Origin of the sequence: Psychrobacillus vulpis (genome assembly GCF_006861825.1) — a bacterium.
GTDB lineage: Bacteria > Bacillota > Bacilli > Bacillales_A > Planococcaceae > Psychrobacillus > Psychrobacillus vulpis.
Genome location: NZ_VDGI01000007.1, coordinates 85,264 through 104,163, shown reverse-complemented (window position 1 = coordinate 104,163; position 18,900 = coordinate 85,264). Strand labels below are relative to the sequence as shown.

15 protein-coding genes and 1 other annotated feature are annotated in these 18,900 nt (G+C 35.0%); of the genes, 11 read left to right on the top strand and 4 right to left on the bottom strand.

The genetic code is table 11. From position 1 onward, the window contains the following. The first annotated feature begins 4 nt into the window (after nt 1-4). Entirely contained in the window at nt 5-1,852 is a 1,848-nt protein-coding gene (locus FG384_RS08685) for an oligopeptide ABC transporter substrate-binding protein (RefSeq protein ID WP_142642204.1), read from the top strand. 244 nt (nt 1,853-2,096) lie between these two features. On the opposite strand, the gene trpS is transcribed toward FG384_RS08685, so the two are convergent. After that, nucleotides 2,097-3,083 carry a tryptophan--tRNA ligase gene (gene trpS, locus FG384_RS08680; protein WP_142642203.1) on the bottom strand — a complete coding sequence of 329 codons (987 nt, stop codon included), beginning with the start codon at nt 3,081-3,083 and terminating at the stop codon, nt 2,097-2,099. A gap of 44 nt (nt 3,084-3,127) precedes the next feature. Then, nucleotides 3,128-3,346 (bottom strand) — a binding site (T-box leader). A gap of 54 nt (nt 3,347-3,400) precedes the next feature. Further along, entirely contained in the window at nt 3,401-3,745 is a 345-nt protein-coding gene (locus FG384_RS08675) for a DUF3899 domain-containing protein (protein ID WP_142642202.1), read from the bottom strand. Nucleotides 3,746-3,980: 235 nt separating this feature from the next. Here FG384_RS08675 and FG384_RS08670 point away from each other — a divergent pair, with 235 nt between their 5' ends. The 10 genes from FG384_RS08670 to pepF all read left to right on the top strand — a co-directional run bounded on the left by FG384_RS08670 (nt 3,981) and on the right by pepF (nt 17,193). After that, nucleotides 3,981-5,693, top strand: coding sequence for a peptide ABC transporter substrate-binding protein (locus tag FG384_RS08670; protein ID WP_142642201.1), 1,713 nt, complete (start codon nt 3,981-3,983; stop codon nt 5,691-5,693). Between the two features lie 209 nt (nt 5,694-5,902). Beyond that, nucleotides 5,903-6,835, top strand: coding sequence for an oligopeptide ABC transporter permease (gene opp3b, locus FG384_RS08665; protein ID WP_142642200.1), 933 nt, complete (start codon nt 5,903-5,905; stop codon nt 6,833-6,835). Further along, complete coding sequence (gene opp3C / locus FG384_RS08660; protein WP_142642199.1) at nt 6,835-7,854, top strand: oligopeptide ABC transporter permease; 1,020 nt, start codon at nt 6,835-6,837, stop codon at nt 7,852-7,854. Before opp3b ends, opp3C begins: the two co-directional genes overlap by 1 nt. Nucleotides 7,855-7,870: 16 nt before the next feature. Then, nucleotides 7,871-8,935 (top strand): ABC transporter ATP-binding protein, encoded by a 1,065-nt coding sequence (locus tag FG384_RS08655; RefSeq protein ID WP_142642198.1) that lies wholly within the window; start codon nt 7,871-7,873, stop codon nt 8,933-8,935. Further along, nucleotides 8,935-9,876, top strand: a complete 942-nt coding sequence (locus tag FG384_RS08650; RefSeq protein ID WP_142642197.1) for an ABC transporter ATP-binding protein — start codon at nt 8,935-8,937, stop codon at nt 9,874-9,876. The genes FG384_RS08655 and FG384_RS08650 overlap by 1 nt, the downstream gene beginning before the upstream one ends. Before the next feature lie 104 nt (nt 9,877-9,980). Next, nucleotides 9,981-11,189 carry a putative glycoside hydrolase gene (locus FG384_RS08645; RefSeq protein ID WP_142642196.1) on the top strand — a complete coding sequence of 403 codons (1,209 nt, stop codon included), beginning with the start codon at nt 9,981-9,983 and terminating at the stop codon, nt 11,187-11,189. 821 nt (nt 11,190-12,010) lie between these two features. Continuing rightward, nucleotides 12,011-12,406, top strand: coding sequence for a transcriptional regulator SpxA (spxA, locus tag FG384_RS08640; protein WP_142642252.1), 396 nt, complete (start codon nt 12,011-12,013; stop codon nt 12,404-12,406). A 221-nt stretch (nt 12,407-12,627) separates the two neighbouring features. Continuing rightward, complete coding sequence (gene mecA / locus FG384_RS08635; protein WP_142642195.1) at nt 12,628-13,296, top strand: adaptor protein MecA; 669 nt, start codon at nt 12,628-12,630, stop codon at nt 13,294-13,296. Nucleotides 13,297-14,158: 862 nt separating this feature from the next. Further along, nucleotides 14,159-15,310: a competence protein CoiA gene (locus FG384_RS08630; RefSeq protein ID WP_142642194.1), complete on the top strand. Its 1,152-nt coding sequence runs from the start codon at nt 14,159-14,161 to the stop codon at nt 15,308-15,310. A 62-nt stretch (nt 15,311-15,372) separates the two neighbouring features. Then, nucleotides 15,373-17,193, top strand: coding sequence for an oligoendopeptidase F (gene pepF, locus FG384_RS08625; RefSeq protein WP_142642193.1), 1,821 nt, complete (start codon nt 15,373-15,375; stop codon nt 17,191-17,193). 451 nt (nt 17,194-17,644) lie between these two features. Here the strand turns inward: pepF and FG384_RS08620 are convergent, their stop codons facing one another. Both FG384_RS08620 and FG384_RS08615 read right to left on the bottom strand, forming a co-directional pair. Then, nucleotides 17,645-18,460, bottom strand: coding sequence for a DsbA family protein (locus tag FG384_RS08620; RefSeq protein ID WP_240793379.1), 816 nt, complete (start codon nt 18,458-18,460; stop codon nt 17,645-17,647). Beyond that, nucleotides 18,457-18,855: a globin domain-containing protein gene (locus tag FG384_RS08615; protein WP_142642192.1), complete on the bottom strand. Its 399-nt coding sequence runs from the start codon at nt 18,853-18,855 to the stop codon at nt 18,457-18,459. The genes FG384_RS08620 and FG384_RS08615 overlap by 4 nt, the downstream gene beginning before the upstream one ends. Between the last annotated feature and the right edge of the window lie 45 nt (nt 18,856-18,900).

Here is an 18,900-nt window from a genome sequence, read left to right as displayed (position 1 = left end):
AAGAATGAGTAAAAAGCTGTGGGCTCTACTTGTAATACTTTTAGCATTTATGCTAGTTCTTGGTGCATGTAAAGGTAGTGAAAATTCTTCAGAAGGCAATACGGAAACTACTCCAAAAGAAACTGAGAAAGAAAAAGAAGAAAAACCAGAAGAAAAGACAGAGGAACCTGCTGAAACATCAGAGTTCCCTCTAATCGTTGACAATGAAGGAGAAGCTATTAAAGGTGGAACTTTAAAAGTTGCTCTAGGAACTGACTCTCCTTTCCAAGGAATTTTCTCATGGGTTTTATATGAAGATGGTTATGATGCAGACATTATGGCATATTCAAGCAATGCAATCTTCGCAACAGATGGTGACTTTTTAGTTAATGATAAAGGAATTGCTACATTAGAGGTAGATCAAGCAAACAATAAAGCAATCGTAAAAATCCGTGAAGGAGTAAAATGGTCAGACGGAGAACCTCTTAAAATTGAAGATTTAATTTTACCGTATTTAATCATTGGTCACCCTGACTACCAAGGTATCCGATATGATGGTGATTTCCAAAATATCGTTGGGGCAGTTGAGTACCATGATGGTAAAGCGGACACAATTTCAGGATTGAAAAAAATTGATGAAACAACTTTAGAAATTTCATTCCAAAAATTATCACCAGCAATATTCTCAGTTGGTGATGGACTATGGAGTTATGCAGAACCAAACCATATTTTAAAAGACATTCCAATCGGACAGCTTTTAGAATCTGATGCGGTTCGTAAAAATCCTGTAACTTTAGGGGCATTCAAAATTGATAAAATCGTTCCAGGAGAATCAGTTCAATTTGTACGAAATGAACATTACTGGAAAGGTCCTGCTAAACTTGACGGAGTATTGCTGAAAGCAGTTCCATCTACATCTATCGCAGCTGCTATTCAATCTGGCGAATATGATATGACAGCTGGTTCACTACCTGCAACAAAATATCCTGAAGTAAAAGATTTTGATAACATTACGATTTTAGCTCAACCAGAGCTTTCTTATTCTTATTTAGGATTTAAATTAGGAAAATTTGATACAGTTAATGGAATCTCTGTTATGGATCCAAATGCTAAAATGGGAGATGTAAAATTACGACAAGCTATGGGTTATGCACTTGATGTAGAACAAGTAAATGAAGTTTATTATGATAACCTACGCAGTCGCGCAAACTCTTTAATACCACCAGTATTCAAATCATTCTATGATTCGTCTTTAAAAGGTTATTATTATGATAAAGACAAAGCAATCGAAATACTTGATGGAGCTGGATATAAAGATACAGACGGAGATGGTTTCCGAGAAACTCCTAAAGGTGAAAAATTAGAGATAAAAATGGCTGGTATGGCTGGTGATGCAATTGCGGAAGAGATGGCTGCATTCTGGATGCAAAACTGGGCTGATGTTGGTTTAAAAGTTGTATTGTCAACAGGTCGTTTAATCGAATTCCAAACTTTCTATGATAAAGTTGAAGTGGATGATCCAGAAATTGATATTTATATGGCAGCATGGGGAACAGGTACAAACCCATCTCCAGCAGGATTATATGGTAAAAACGCTGCATTTAACTTTAGTCGCTTTACAACACCTGAGCTAGATGCTTTGTTAACAGCGATTGATTCTCCAGATGCATTCGATCCAGCATTCCGTGCAAATGCATTCCGTGAGTGGCAAGAATATATGGAAGAAAACGCGCAAGTTATCCCAACTCAATTCCGTACTGCAATATATACAATTAATGACCGTGTAAAACACTATGATGTAAATTATGATACAGAGTTTGATCTAAACGAAGTAGAATTAACTGCAGATGCACCAGCAAAATCTACTAAATAATTAAGTAAAAACCGTTCCTTTACGAAAGTTTAGGAACGGTTTTTCATATGGTTTAAGAAGGATGTGATATAGATTAGACTTTTATTATTTCTAATAAGCTACGGAATAGCAATCGTCAGCTGTTCTCACTTAGTTTTGTATTTGAATTTCCTATCTTTAGGATACTCTTGGAACACTGTCCTTCTCTATATACTACAATCAAATGATTTTTTCGTTTTCTGTTTTTCTATCATTTCTTTGACGGTTATCGTCTTCTTCCAAGGCCCATTGCGGATTCCATCTTAGTTAAAGTAGCTTGAGCGAGAGTATTTGCTTTTTCTGCTCCTCTATCTAAAATATCGTCAAGCTCTGTAGAATGCAATAGTTGCTCATAACGAGCTTGGATAGGAGCGAAATGTTCTATTATTACTTGTGCAACGGATGATTTAAAATCGCCATAGCCTTTGCCTTCATATTTTTGTACAAGTGCTTCGATCGATACATTTGTTAAGGCTGACTCAATGGATAACAAATTTGACACACCTGGTTTATTTTCTGGATCAAATGCAACGATACCTTCTGAATCGGTAACAGAGCTTTTAATTTTCTTTTCAATTTCTTTAGGTGTATCTAAAATACGTATAGTTGCTTTTTGGTTTGGATCTGATTTGCTCATTTTCTTTAATGGATCTTGAAGGGATTTAATACGTGCACCATTTTTCGGTAACTGTATCTCTGGAATCGTAAGCACTTCACCATAACGTTTGTTGAACCTTTCAGCTAGATCACGAGTTAGTTCAACATGTTGTTTTTGGTCATCTCCAACAGGAACGATATCTGTTTGATAAAGTAAAATATCTGCGGCCATTAAAGGAGGATATGTTAAGAGCCCAGCAGAAACACCATCCTTTCCATCTGATTTATCTTTAAATTGCGTCATTCTTTCTAATTCACCGATATGGGAAATACATTGCATAATCCAACCTGCTTGAGCATGAGCAGGAACTTCCGATTGAATAAATAATGTAGATTTTTCCGGATCAATACCTACTGCGAGATATAAGGCTGCAAGAGAACGAATATGTTTACGTAATTCTTCTGGATCTTGCGGCACTGTTATTGCATGCTGATCTACGATGCAAAATACACACTCATTGTCATCTTGAAGTGCAATAAACTGTCTGAATGCACCAATATAATTACCTAAAGTAATGGTGCCTGTTGGCTGAACGCCTGAAAATAATGTTTTCACTACTTTTCCTCCTTTATAAATAAAAAAAACATCACGCATCCCTAAAAAGGGACGAATGATGTTAAATCCGTGGTACCACCCGGCTTGCTAAAATATGTATTTAGCCACTTTGACTTCGTAACGTGAAGGATACGGTATATGCTACTATAAGTTCACATATACGGCTCTGAAGCCCATTCCATTTGCTGTATGTTCTGTTTGCACCTACCACAGACTCTCTAATCATACGATTCAAATGTACTTTTCTTCGTCATCGCTTAGCTATATTGTTTTGAACATTATATTATAGAAGAAACTCAAAAATCAAGACTGAAAACCTAACTATAATAAACAAATAAAGCGATACACATACAGAACAAACAAGACAATCCTAACGCAATAATTGGCTTATAAGGAAAAGAAAAAACTTCAGAAGGCAAACGCATTTTCTTTGCTTCCTCTTTCATATGCTTCGGAGTAAAAACTTTTCTTGTACTTTCCGTAAAAAAATCAAAAAATCCACCAGATACTACATAAGTCAATAATCCTAAAAAAGTAATTGTTCCTCCAACATAAAAGGATATATTCACATAAGAAACTAGTGTGGAATTTCCATGAAATAAGAACATTAGTACGAAAACTAGTAATTGTAACCCAAAAAAGTAAATTAATTTTTTCTTCATATTTCACCTCAATCAAATTTTATTATAGAAGATTTCTTTTAAATAATCAAAACTTTAGGAAAATAAATGAAATAAACCTATAAAATATTTACCAAACATTCTCAATTGTTAGGACAATGTAATGATTTTGTTACGCAATTGTAAAAATATTATAAAAAAACCTGTACAAGTTAAAAGTAAAATGTATAATAATTATTGTAATGAATTTTTCTGAATATTTAAGGAGGTTATTATTTTGAAGAATAAAAAGTTTTTATGGCTTTTTAGCCTTCTGCTAGTTGTAGGTCTTTTCCTTGCTGCTTGTGGCGGTAAAGAAGAAGGTTCAAAAACAACTACAGACGAAAAAGAAAAAGAAGAAACTACAACACCGGCTGAAGAAGTAGCAGCTGACGAAGAACAAGTATTAAACTTGAACATGAGTGCGGAAATTCCAACTCTTGATTCATCTTTAGTAACAGACGCAGTAGGTTTTGACATTCTGAACAACACAAACGAAGGTTTATACCGCTTGAATCAAGAAAACGTTGCTGTTCCTGCAATCTCTGATGGTGAACCAACAATTTCAGAAGACGGACTTGTTTACACGTTCAAACTTCGTGATGCTAACTGGTCAGACGGTTCTCCTGTAACTGCAAATGATTTTGAATATGCTTGGAAACGTGCTATGAACCCAGATACTGCATCTGAATACGGTCCATACATGATGTCTGGTGTTATTAAAAACGCTACTGCAATTTCTGAAGGTACTGTTGAATACACTGAATTAGGTGTTAAAGCACTTGACGAAAAAACATTAGAAGTAACACTTGAAAAACCAATTCCTTACTTCTTATCATTAATGTCATTCGGAACATTCTTACCATTAAAAGAAGAATTCGTTACAGCGCAAGGTGAAAACTATGCGAAAAATTCTGAAGCATTGTTATACAACGGACCATTCACACTTAAAGGTTGGGATGGAACAGGTTTAACTTGGCAATTAGTTAAAAACGATCAGTATTGGGATAAAGATACTGTAAAACTTACTCAAATCAATTATGACGTAGTAAAAGAAACTGCAACATCTGTAAACTTATATACAAACGGTGAAAAAGACCGTGCTGGTCTTACTGGTGAATATGCAATGCAATATGCAAATGATCCAGAACTTTTAACTGAGGCAGATACATCAATTTTCTGGTTCAAATTTAACCAAGAACGTGTTGGTAAAAAATCACCTTTAGCAAACAAAAATATTCGTGAAGCTATTTCAAAAGCATTTAATAAGGATGATTTAGCTTCTGTAGTTTTAGCTAATGGTTCTATGCCTGCTAACTACATGATTCCAAAAGATTTCACATTTGATGAAGATGGAAACGACTTCCGTGATGTAAATGGAGATATGTCTACTTTTAACGTTGAAGAAGCTCAAGCTGCATGGGAAAAAGGTCTAAAAGAACTAGGTGTTACTGAACTTACTTTAGAAATCCTTGGAGGAGACTCTGACCTTTCTAAAAAAATGGATGAATACCTAAAATCTCAATTAGAAACAAACTTAAAAGGCTTAAAAATTACTCTTAAAGAAGTACCATTCTCTGTTCGTCTTGAACTTGATACAAGCCAAGATTATGACATCCAAGTAGCTGGATGGGGTCCTGACTTCCAAGATCCATATACTTTCTTAAGCTTATGGGAAACTGGCGGCGGTAATAACCAAATGTCTTACTCAAACCCTGAGTATGATCAACTATTAAAAGATATTAATGGTAAATTAGCACTTGATCCTGTTGCACGTTGGGAAGCAATGGCAAAAGCAGAAAAAATTATCATTGAACAAGATTTTGCAATTGCACCAATCTATCAACGTGGTTTAATGTTCTTAGTAAAACCATATGTTAAAGGTGTTGTTTCTCACCCATTCGGTGGGGATTACAGCTACAAATGGGCTTACATCGAAGGGAAAAACTAAGAATCGTTTAGATTCTTAATCTCTTAAAATCTCATAGTTAGAGAGTATATGGAATCCTATTGGGCCATATACTCTCTTTTTAAATGAATCAGAATTCACTAAATATTATTATAAATCATTTCATTTTGACAAAAACTATGTTTATCTGTTTAGATAGATAATAGATTAATATAATATTAGTTTAATAATTTTATGTAGGAGGTGCAAAGATGGCAAAATATATTACTCGACGTGTAATTTACATGTTTATTACTTTTTTCTTGATTGCAACGGCAACGTTCTTCTTAATGAAGGCGCTTCCAGGATCCCCGATTAGCTCTGCTTCAAAACTATCCCCTTCACAACTTGCGATAGTAGAAGCGAAATATGGATTAGATGAACCTGTACCAGTTCAATATGGTAAGTATATGTTAAACTTAGCAAAAGGTGATTTAGGTAACTCGTTCCAATTTAAAAACGCAAGCGTTACAGAATTAATTGTAAAACGCTTAGGACCATCTTTTATTCTTGGGTCTCAAGGATTAATACTTGGTGTGACGATTGGAATAATGTTAGGAATGATTGCTGCGTTACGACAAAATACTATTTGGGATTACGGTAGTACATTAATAGCTATCGTTGGTATCTCGATTCCATCTTTCGTTTTTGCAACTTTCCTTCAATACTGGCTCGGTGTTAAATGGGGAATACTCCCTGTAGCGTTATGGAAGGACGGCTGGCTGTCTAGTGTAATGCCTTCAATCGCTTTGGCAATGGGGCCACTTGCTACAGCTTCTCGTTTTATTCGTACGGAAATGGTTGAAGTACTAAGTTCGGATTATATTACATTAGCAAAATCCAAAGGTGCTAGCGGATTTGAAGTCGCATTTAAGCATGCTTTCCGTAATGCATTAATTCCTCTAGTAACTGTTTTAGGACCTTTAGCAGCTGGATTACTTACAGGTTCGCTTGTAATTGAACAAATATTTGCAATCCCAGGAATTGGGGAACAATTTGTTAAGTCAATTATGTCGAATGATTACTCTATTATCATGGGTACAACATTGTTCTTCTCTGCATTCTTAATTGTCGTAATATTCGTAGTTGATATTCTTTATGGAATTATTGACCCGCGTATCCGCTTATCAGGAGGTAATAATTAATGAGTCAAGATATACAAAAAATACCTGCTGATTCTTTTGAAAGAGTTCATATTGATAGTAGTCAAGCCGAAAGAATTACGAAACCTAGTCTAAGTTTTTGGCAAGACGCTTGGTTACGAATTCGTAAAAACAAAGCTGCTATCGTTAGTATGTTCATACTATTATTTATCATCATCATGTCCTTTGTTGGACCTATGATTAGTCCACATGATGCAGAAACTCAAACGCTAACTCATGCTAACTTACCACCAAAAGTTCCTGGTCTCGAAAAGCTTGGAATAATGGATGGATATGGAACTCTCGCAGGTAAAGAAGTAGATTTATATGAGTTGAAAAAAGTAGATACTTATTATTGGTTTGGGACGGATGGACTTGGACGAGACATGTTCTCTCGAGTTTGGAAAGGTACACAAGTTTCGTTATTTATTGCATTTGCTGCAGCTCTAATCGATATGGTTATAGGTGTTGCATACGGAGGTATTTCAGGATACTACGGTGGTCGCGTGGATGATATAATGCAGCGAATAGTAGAAATTCTAATTGGAATTCCAACATTAGTAATCGTAATATTAATGATACTTTTTATGGAGCCTGGGGTAACCGCGATTATTATCGCCATTACGATAACTGGGTGGATCGGTATGTCACGAGTAGTACGTGCCCAAGTACTGAAATATAAAAACCAAGAGTTTGTGCTTGCTTCTCGTACTTTAGGGGCTAGCAATGGTCGAATTATTTCGAAGCATATTTTACCAAATATTTTAGGGATAATTATTATTAACACAATGTTCACGATACCTGGAGCGATTTTCTTTGAAGCCTTTTTAAGTTTTATCGGGTTAGGTTTACAACCACCTGCTGCATCTCTTGGTACTCTTATTAATGATGGCAATAAAGTTCTTCAATTCCAACCACATATTTTATTGTATCCGTCTCTTATTTTAAGTTTATTGATGATTGCATTTAACTTGCTTGGTGATGGTTTGCGTGATGCACTTGATCCGAAAATGAAAGACTAATAGGAGGAAAGCGAAGATGGAAAAAATATTAGAAGTTAAAGACCTAGAGCTTTCCTTCCATACATTTGCAGGAGAAGTTAAAGCTATTCGCGGCGTTAATTTTGACTTGTTAAAAGGAGAAACCCTTGCAATAGTTGGAGAGTCTGGTTCTGGTAAGTCTGTTACGACAAAGTCTATTATGCGATTATTACCTGAGCATAGTTCAGAGTTTAAAAATGGTGAAATTCTTTTCAATGGAAAAGATTTAACGAAATTAACGGATAAAGAAATGCAGAAGATTCGTGGGAAAGATATATCGATGATTTTCCAAGATCCAATGACTTCTTTAAATCCAACAATGCCAATAGGTAAACAAATTATGGAGCCTATATTAAAGCACCGAAAAGTTAGTAAATCAGAAGCACGTAAAGTGTCGATCGATTTATTACGTTTAGTTGGAATGCCGAAACCAGAAGCGCGTATGAAGCAATATCCGCATCAGTTCTCTGGTGGACAACGTCAACGTATCGTTATTGCAATCGCACTAGCTTGTAATCCACAAATTCTAATTGCGGATGAGCCAACAACTGCACTAGATGTAACGATTCAAGCACAAATTTTAGAGTTAATGAAGGATTTACAGAAAAAAATTGATACTTCAATTATCTTTATTACTCATGATTTAGGTGTAGTTGCAAACGTTGCTGACAGAGTAGCAGTAATGTATGGAGGGCGTATTGTAGAGATAGGTACTGTAGATGAAATTTTCTATAATCCACAACATCCATATACTTGGGGATTATTAAGTTCAATGCCGTCATTAGATACAGCGGAAGAAAAACTATATGCAATTCCAGGTACTCCACCGGATTTATTGCATCCTCCAAAAGGAGATGCATTTGCACTGCGTAGTGATTATGCATTAAAAATCGATTTAGAGGAAGCACCACCTTTCTTTAAAATAAGTGATACGCATTATGCAGCAACTTGGTTATTACATCCAAATGCTCCACAAGTAGAACCTCCGGTTGCGATTGTTGAGCGAATGAAAAAGTATCCAGGAAGTAGATATTATGAAGGAACTGAAGGAGGTGCTTACTAATGGCTGAAAAATTACTAGAAATTAAAAATTTGAAGCAATATTTCAATCAAGGTAAGCCAAACGAAGTTCGTGCAGTAGATGATGTAAGCTTTGACATTTATAAAGGTGAAACATTAGGACTTGTTGGAGAGTCTGGATGTGGTAAATCAACAACTGGCCGTACGATTATCCGCCTATATGATGCTACTGATGGTGAAGTTATCTATGATGGTGTAAATGTTCATGATAAAAAATCTAAAAAAGATTTGAAAACATTTAACCAAAAAATGCAAATGATTTTCCAAGATCCATATGCATCTCTTAATCCGCGTATGAAAGTGTTAGATATCATTGCAGAAGGATTAGATATTCACGGACTAGTGAAAAATCCTAAAGAACGTAAAGAGCGAGTTGTAGAACTATTAGAGACAGTTGGTTTGAATCGTGAACATGCGGATCGATATGCTCATGAATTTTCTGGTGGTCAGCGTCAGCGTTTGGGAATTGCTAGAGCACTTGCAGTAAATCCTGAATTTATCATTGCTGATGAGCCAATCTCAGCTTTGGACGTTTCTATTCAAGCTCAAGTAGTAAACTTGTTAAAGGAATTACAAAAGGAAAAAGGACTAACGTATTTATTCATTGCCCATGATTTATCAATGGTGAAATACATTTCTGACCGAATTGGTGTAATGTATTTTGGTAAGCTTGTAGAGCTTGCTCCTGCTGAAGATTTATACAACAATCCATTACATCCTTATACGCAGTCGTTATTATCTGCAATTCCGCTTCCAGATCCAAATTATGAACGTACTCGTGTTCGTAAATCTTATGATCCTTCTGTTCATAATTACCAGGACGGGGAAGAAGTAACTATGCGTGAAATTACTCCTGGACACTTTGTTTATTGCTCAGAAAAAGAATATGTAGCACTGAAAGCAGTTTCTAGTGCTCGTGTCTAAAAATATGGTCATTCTTCTTAGAATGACCTTTTTTTAGTCGAATTACCCTTTCTTTCATATGACACAATTGATAGAATGAAGAAAAGTAGAAAGGACGAACTATTATGAAGAATTCACTTAAATGGTTTGCTGCATTTAGCATAGCTACATCCATATCGATTCCTACTTCTGCTTCCGCTGAAGTAAATTTGTTCTCTAAGAACTTTTCATCGAAAGAATATAGTTTTGAGTCAATCGATGAATCTATCATTTCGTCCTCTAAATTATTCATATACGACTCGGGACTAACTTTTGAATATCCAGATGCAGTAAGAGGCGTATATGTAACAGGTCATTCTGCGGGGGGATCCAGGTTTAATGATTTATTAAAATTAATGGATTCAACAGAGTTAAATGCAATGGTCATCGATATAAAAGATGATTTTGGTAACTTAACATATATACCGAAAGAGGATTCAACTCTTGCAAAGTATGACATTGGAAAACCATACATAAAAAATCCACGTGCAGTACTTGAAGTGATGGCAGAAAAACAAATTTATCCAATTGCTCGTATCGTTGTATTTAAAGATACAGAGCTTGCAGAACGAAAGCCAGAATTGTCGTTTGTAGAAGGAACTTCTGTATGGAAAAATAGACGTGGCGAAGCGTTTGTTAATCCGTTTATGCAAGAGGTTTGGGATCATAATGTAGAAATTGCAATTGAAGCAGCAAAGATGGGCTTTAAAGAGATTCAATTTGACTATGTTCGTTTCCCAGAAGGATTTGAGAAAAGAGATGGCACTTTAAAATACTCTATGGGGAAATACGAAAATTCCGAGCTTGACTCTGTGCAACGACGTGTAGAAGCTGTTACAGACTTTGTTGCTTATGCTAGAGAGAAATTAAAACCATATGGAGTTCAAGTATCCGTTGATATTTTTGGTTATTCAGCTACATTACCAGAGGCTCCTGGTATTGGACAAAACTTTTCAAAGATATCTGAAAATGTTGACGTTATTTCTTCTATGATATATCCAAGTCATTGGACTTCTTATTTTGGTATTGCTAAGCCTGATTTAGAACCATACCGTCTAGTTCAAGAATATGCAAAAGTTGAAAATGCTAAGCTAGGTGAGCTTAAAAATCGGCCGGTTTCACGACCATGGATTCAAGACTTCACAGCATCCTACCTTGGAGCAGGAAACTATCAAACATATGGTAAAGAAGAAGTAGAAGCACAAATAAAAGCATTAAACGAAGCAGGTATAATGGAATATTTACTATGGAATGCAGGTAACAAGTATTCTGCAGGCGTGGACTATACACCTTAAGTTATAGATATTTCTTCTAAGACAAGCCATGCAAGAAAGTAGGACATTTTTTAGTATACAAGTATAGCTAAAAGACATAAGATATAAAATCTTATGTCTTTTTTATGTTTTAAAATTATAAAAACTGTACACCCTACAAACGATTCTAAGATTAAACGATAACAGCTGTTGTCCCTGCGCAAGCTCGTCGCAGAAGACCGTTTACTCATGCGTAAGCTCGACGCAAAAGAAAGTATCAGTTCCACTACTTTTTTTCCTTGGCGTTTTCGGATTGCTTTGTACAGGACGACTTCAACACCTTCATTAGGATTTTTGAATGGTAGGGACTTGACTTAGTCACGTCCCTACCATCTTTTCGATAATTGTATGGATGGTGCCGGACAAAACATCCGTTTCACAAGGATTTCCAAAGTAATGTTGATGCATTTGTACATTCCAAAACACTCTAGAAATGATTAGTCAGCAATTTTTTTATTATTTTTGAAACCTTATTTCATGAAAAACGTATTATTTAGTATAACAGCCATTTTCAATTTGTACTTACTAATTGAGAATAGTAAATTTATTTTTTGTATTAGATGTTTAAAATAGAAAAGAGATGGGTATAAAAATAGTGTATATAATTTTTAGGTACATACTATAAGCTTACTTGTATATTCAACGAAATTGTGTCAGATTCATCAAATAGTAAATTTTTTCTTCTAAACATATTTTAATTAACTAAAAATTGGTGTATACTTAAAAAGTAAAGTATTACATTAAACTAATTATAATCTACTTCATATAACACAACAACCAATTGAGAGGGAGTGTTTTTATTGATGGTCACACTATTTACTTCACCAAGCTGTACTTCTTGTAGAAAAGCAAAAGCATGGTTGGAAGAGCATGATATTCCATATACAGAACGAAATATTTTTTCAGAACCGCTGAGCATTAGTGAAATAAAAGAAATATTACGAATGACAGAAGACGGTACAGACGAAATCATCTCCACTCGTTCGAAAATTTTTCAAAAATTAAATGTTGATGTGGAGAGCTTACCACTTCAACGACTATATGAGCTAATCCAAGAGTATCCTGGATTATTACGACGACCAATTATTTTGGATGAAAAACGTCTACAAGTTGGATATAACGAAGATGAAATTCGAAGATTTTTACCAAGAAAAGTACGTGCTTATCAGCTACTCGAAGCACAACGTATGGTTAACTAATACATTAAGAGCTGATTGTTTTCAAAGAAATTTTTGAAAAACATTCAGCTCTTATTTTATTACTTGCATAGTTACTTAAATTTTCTTAAAATGCTTATAGTCTGGTCGTTATTATTCCGAAAAGATAAGCACGAATCCTTTTCTTTTTTTATTAAACAACATACAATAGTAGTAGACATTGCACTATATGAAACGGTAGGAAGCGAAAGGAGATGTGTTAAATGGATATCGAGCGTATCAATGATAACACTTTCAAAGTATACATTTCATACATCGACATTGAAGAAAGAGGCTTCAGCCGAGATGAAATTTGGTTTAACAAAGATAAGAGCGAGCAGCTTTTTTGGGAGATGATGGATGAGGTTCATGATGATGACCATTTTGACGATTTAGATGGACCGTTGTGGATACAAGTTCATGCGATGGAAAAAGGTTTGGAAGTGATTGTCACTCGAACGGAAATGACAAAAGGCGATGATCGGTCAGAGTCAAGTTTTGAAATAGAAGACCATTCAAACAAAATTTTTAAAAATGGGGCTACGAGTTCTATAGGACCACATGAATTTGAAGATTTTCCAAGCTATCTAGATGATATGGAGGAATTACCATTAGAGTATACATTTGTATTTGACCACTTTGATGATTTACTTCCACTTGCAAAAAAATTAAATACGACGATTTTACAAACATCTTTGTATCATTATGAGGAGAAGTACTATTTGCATGTCCATTTCAACTTAGAAGTGAACGAAATAATATCAATCCTAGATACATTAAGTGTAATTTCAGAATTTGCTAGTCGTACATCAACGACTATTCATATTATTCAAGAATACGGAAAAGAAATAATAACAAACGATGTATTCAAGGAACTCAATAAATTCTTTTAAACCTTCTGTGAAAAGAAGGTTTCAGACTGTCGACAAACTCGATAAAATCGAGTGTGCCTACAGTCTTTTTTCTTCTAAAATATAAATAGGATTATTTTAGTCCGGTAATAGACACTCGCTTTCCGCAGGAGTCTCGCAGCTTTCTCCTTCGTATAGATTCTAGGAGTGCTATCCGAGATGTCCAAAAAGCAGCCAAAATGAACGTGATTAGTTAGAGTTGTTTACCTCTTTTTTATATAAATAGAACGAAGACTAAATGAGTCCGGAAAAAGCTACTCGCTTTCCGAGGACGAATCGCCAAGCCTCCTTGCTACGCTGAGGACACTGAAAAAGTGTCATTCATATAAATTATCTATCAAATAGTCCTAAGAGAATTTAGCGCTTTGGCATTCGCTTTCCGCGGGCGAGCGACGAGCCTCCTCCTACGCTTCGCTTCGTGCGGGGTCTCGTCTGTCTCGCTTTCCCGCAGGAGTCTCATGCGTCGCGTTAAATTCTTTGATGATATACAGCAAATAGTTCCTATAAAAATAATAATTTTGAGTTTTTCAGTGGCCTCGAAGCGAGGAGGCTGAGGCAACGCCCGCGGAAAGGGAGCTGTTTCAACGATTTTCTTATTAATTGAACTATCGGACAACCAGATCTGTCAAAGTTGAATTATAGAGAATTTTTCAGTGCCCTCGTTACGATCGTGATGGGTCTTGCTGCTCCGTTTTTCCGCAGGAATCTCACGGCTTTTTCCTCTAAGAATTGAAACAAGGACAATGTTATGCGAAGATTCATTGATTTTTTTGCATTTAGTATTAAGTTTGTTATTAATACTTGATTATTTTAGCGAATATTCGTACATTTAGAATAGGAGGTGATGGTAATACTCACAGCTATTACAAAACAAGGTAAAATCATTATTACTGCCAATTATTCTAATGAGCAATTAAAGGAATTAAGAAATAAGAACTCTTTCCTTTGTATGCAATGTCAGGAAGAAGTTATATTGAAAAATGGAATGATTAATATCCCGCATTTTGCTCATAAGCAAAATTCCAGCTGCTCGGAATCCTTTTCGGAAGGTGAAAGTGAAGATCATCACTATGGCAAGCTTCAACTGTACTCTTTTTTTCAACGGTTGAAAGTACAAGCTCAATTGGAGCCATTCATTCCAACAATTAAACAAAGACCAGATATTTTAGTACAGTGTGATAAAACAAACTTTGCAATCGAATTTCAATGTAGCCCAGTACTTGTATCTACTATTCAAAAACGAAAGTTAGGTTATCAAAACGAGCAAATAATCCCACTTTGGATACTTAGAAAACCTCCTAAATACGAGCTCCCAACTCAAGAAATAGGAATGATGCAGCTATCTGCATTTAGAAAACAATTCATCAGTAGACATTCCACCTATGGTAATACAATTATTACCTACTGTCCCCAAGCTAAACATTTTCATTATCTTTCTAACTTAATGCACATTAAAACTAACACATATATAGTTAAATCCAAAAGTTTATCACTGGAAAAGCAATCTTGGCCTTTTGCATTATTAAAGCGTTTAACTTTTGAAGAGTATCTAATTTATTTAAGACTTTATAAACAACAACGAATGAAACATTTAAATAATATCTATATCTACAATAGAAAAGGAATACAATCTCCCTTTTTACAAGTATGCTATCGGTGGCAAGTACTTCCTCGAAATCTCCCGTTGTTTATTGGAATTCCTACTTCATTTGCGGAAGCATTTCATGTACATGCCATAGAATGGCAAATTCAATTGATCGATTATTTAAATATTATGCATGTCTCAATCGACCAAGTGACTGATTTCCATTGCGAATCTTTTCTTCAAAATAGACCAATTGGAAAAGGAAGTAATAATAGAATGTTTGAAGCTATAAAGATATATATTCAGCTATTACAACGATGTATTGAAAAATCTAATTCATCTATTCAATTGAGTAAAATAGATATCCCTAAAATGAATCATTTACTCTACGTTGATTTCCTTGCAAATTGACTAGAAAATTGAGAAAATAAGGAGTGATTCGAATTACGAAGGAATTGGAAGGAGAGCTCATCTTGACTGCAGAAGCGAAAAATAAAATTTTATCACGAGAAGAAGTAGAAGAGCAATTAACATGGAGATTAGAAGATATTTTTTCTTCAAATGAAGCGTGGGAGCAAGAATTTAAAGAAGTATCGGAGCTGTCTAAAAAAGCTGCTTCCTATCAAGGGACAGTTGGAAGCGGTGCAAATGCTCTATTAGCAGTATTAACGTATCGAGATGAACTTACTAGTCGGTTGCGTAAACTTTATACGTATGCACATATGCGTCACGATCAAGACACTGCAAACAGTATATACCAAGCGATGGAAAGTCGTATCAAATCACTCTATGTGAAAGTTTCTACGGAATTATCTTTTTTAGTTCCAGAAATATTATCAGTTGACGAGGCGGTTATTTCTTCTTATTTAAATGATAACCAAGAATTGAAAGTTTATAGTCAATTATTAAAAGAAATCAATAAGGAACGACCTCATGTGTTACCTCAAGAACAGGAAGCTTTACTTGCACAGTTTTCAGAAATTGCTGGTGCATCATCCGATACATTTGGAAAGTTGAACAATGCGGATCTAGAATTTCCATCCATTAAAGACGAAAATGGAAACGAAGTACAATTAACACACGGAAGATATTCGCGCTTTTTAGAGAGTAAAGACGGGAGAGTCCGTGAGGATGCATTTAAAGCGATGTACGATACGTACGGTAAGTTCCGTAATACATTTGCATCAACTTTAACAGGTAATGTAAAAGCTGATAATGTGAATGCTAAAATTCGCAACTATAAAACTGCTCGTGAAGCAGCTATGTCCCAAAATCATATACCTGAAAGTGTTTATGATAATTTAGTAGGAACAGTTAATAAAAACGTACACCTACTTCATAAATACGTAGGATTACGTAAAAAAGTCCTTGGTCTAGATGAACTTCATATGTGGGATTTATATACACCTTTAGTTAAAGAAATCGATATAGAGTATACGTATGAAGAAGCATGTGAAACGATGTTAAAAAGCTTTGCTCCACTTGGTGAAGAATACGTATCAATCGTAAAACAAGGTTTGGAAGATCGATGGGTAGATGTTGTAGAAACGAAAGGTAAACGTTCAGGGGCTTATTCATCTGGAACGTATGGAACGAATCCATATATTTTGATGAACTGGCAAGATAACGTAAATAATCTTTTTACTCTTGCGCATGAATTTGGTCATAGTATTCATAGTTACTATACTCGTGCAAATCAACCTTATGTATATGGTGATTACTCAATTTTCGTCGCAGAGGTGGCATCAACATGTAATGAAGCATTGCTAAATGATTACCTATTAAAAACAATTGAAGATCCTAAGAAGCGTATATATTTATTAAATCATTGGTTAGAAGGATTCCGTGGCACTGTATTCCGTCAAACGATGTTTGCTGAATTTGAACATATTATCCATCAGTTAGACCAAGATGGGGAAGCATTGACAGCGGATAAACTAACAGAAGTGTACTATGATTTAAATAAAAAATACTTTGGCGATGAGATTGTTATTGATGAGCAAATTGGATTAGAATGGGCGAGAATTCCACATTTCTACTACAATTATTATGTGTATCAATATGCTACTGGGTTAAGTGCTGCAACAGCTCTTAGCAATCAAATTCTGACTGAAGGTAAGCCAGCAGTAGAACGTTATATTAATGAATTTTTAAAAGCTGGATGCTCAGACTATCCAATCGAAGTGTTGAAAAAAGCTGGAGTGGACATGAACACAGCTGCTCCAATAGAAGAAGCCTGTCGAGTATTCGAAGAAAAATTAAACGAGTTAGAACAATTGCTTTCTGCACAATAATTTCAAAAAGGGGTAATCCATTAAATCGTGTACAACGACTTAAGGATTACCTTTTTTGTTTAGAAATCAAAATAAAATGTGCATTTTAGGTTTAAACAAATTATCTTGTAAAATAATAACTAATAGGAATGGATGAACAAAATAGGTTAGACGTCTTATGTATGACGATTTTGTGAAAAGAGTATCTAATATATTGTATTATTTATTCCGGCATGATAAAGTAAGAGTGTGAAATAAATCACAAGATAACATACACCCCTTTGTTTGAACGTGAACATTTCTCCCATCCCCTTTGTAAAAAGAAAATGCCCTATCCTCATGGAGGATAGGGCATTTTTCTTTTTGATTAAGTCACTTTAAATAGAAATCTTATCCTATTCAAGTAAAAGATTAGCAGCCTACCACTAGGAATATTTAAACTCATAGAGATAGACTGCTTTATATTCAATCTTTATTTTAATCGCCACAATACTGTATCTTGTAAAACAAGTCTATCAACTTGTTGAAGTAATAAGCGCTTTTTTAACTCTCTTTCTGCTTGGGGTTCTGAAATATTATAATAGCAAGCTATCTCACTTGTCGTTAATGAATAGAATCGCTCAAAAAGCTTTTCTAGGGATGGTGGTTGCTGTTTATGCGGCTCTTCATAGAGCATTTCGTTTAATATTTGTACATAAATTTCATATGGATAAATGCCGGATACTTTAATACCTTCATCTTCAATATTTTCGTTGAAGAAAACGATACTTGGAAAAGAAGTTACTTCCATTTCACACGTTATATTTAAGTCACTTTGGAATGAACGGGCACATTCTTTTGAACGAAAGTCATTACTAAACTCCTGTACATCAATATTTACTTCAATAGCAAGTTCTTGAAGTACAGAAAAAGATGTTACATTTTTGGTTTTCAAAAATAAATGTTCTTGTATTTTATTGAAAAAACGAAGAGCAGCTTTTTTTCCTTGAAACTCTGCAGCTTTAACCGCAATAGATGGAAATACAGGGTGCTCCATGTCTAAATAGTCACCATTACTTTTTACCAGGTGTTCATTTGGCTTTGTACATACAGTATTTAAGTTACTTAGTTGCGTGCTAAGTACTGTACGAACTGTAAAATACTGTCCATATTCCACTTGCAACTTCCGAATGATCGGTTGCAAATCCCAACAAGCTGAACAAAGAGGATCAAGAAAAATATACATTTCAATGGGCTTGTTTACTAAAGGAGAAGCAATTGTTTCAGTCGGAATTTGTACTCTTGTCACATCATTTCCTCCTCATGACTCATTTGATTGACCATGTGGTTGGCAGTAAGAACAAGTCTTCTATAAAAATCATGACGGAATTTCCCTTCGATACCTGTTTCGTCCATTGCATCACTCATGCATTCTAGCCATGCTTCAGCACGTTCAGGAGTAATAGGAAATCGTGAATGTCGCATTTTCATCATTGGATGTCCATGCTCTTCCGTAAACAAATTGGGGCCACCAAGATATTGTGTTAGAAACTGTTTTTGTTTTCTAGCAGTCTCTGTTAAATCTTCTGGAAAAATTGGCTTCAGCTTAGGATGTTCTGCTACATTTCTATAAAATGTATCGACTAGCTCTGATAATTTTTCAGCACCGATTTCATCATAAGGAAGTATTGGTTTCTCTGTCATGTTAGTTACTCCTTTGCTTAGCTCTATTTCCATTCTATCAATCCA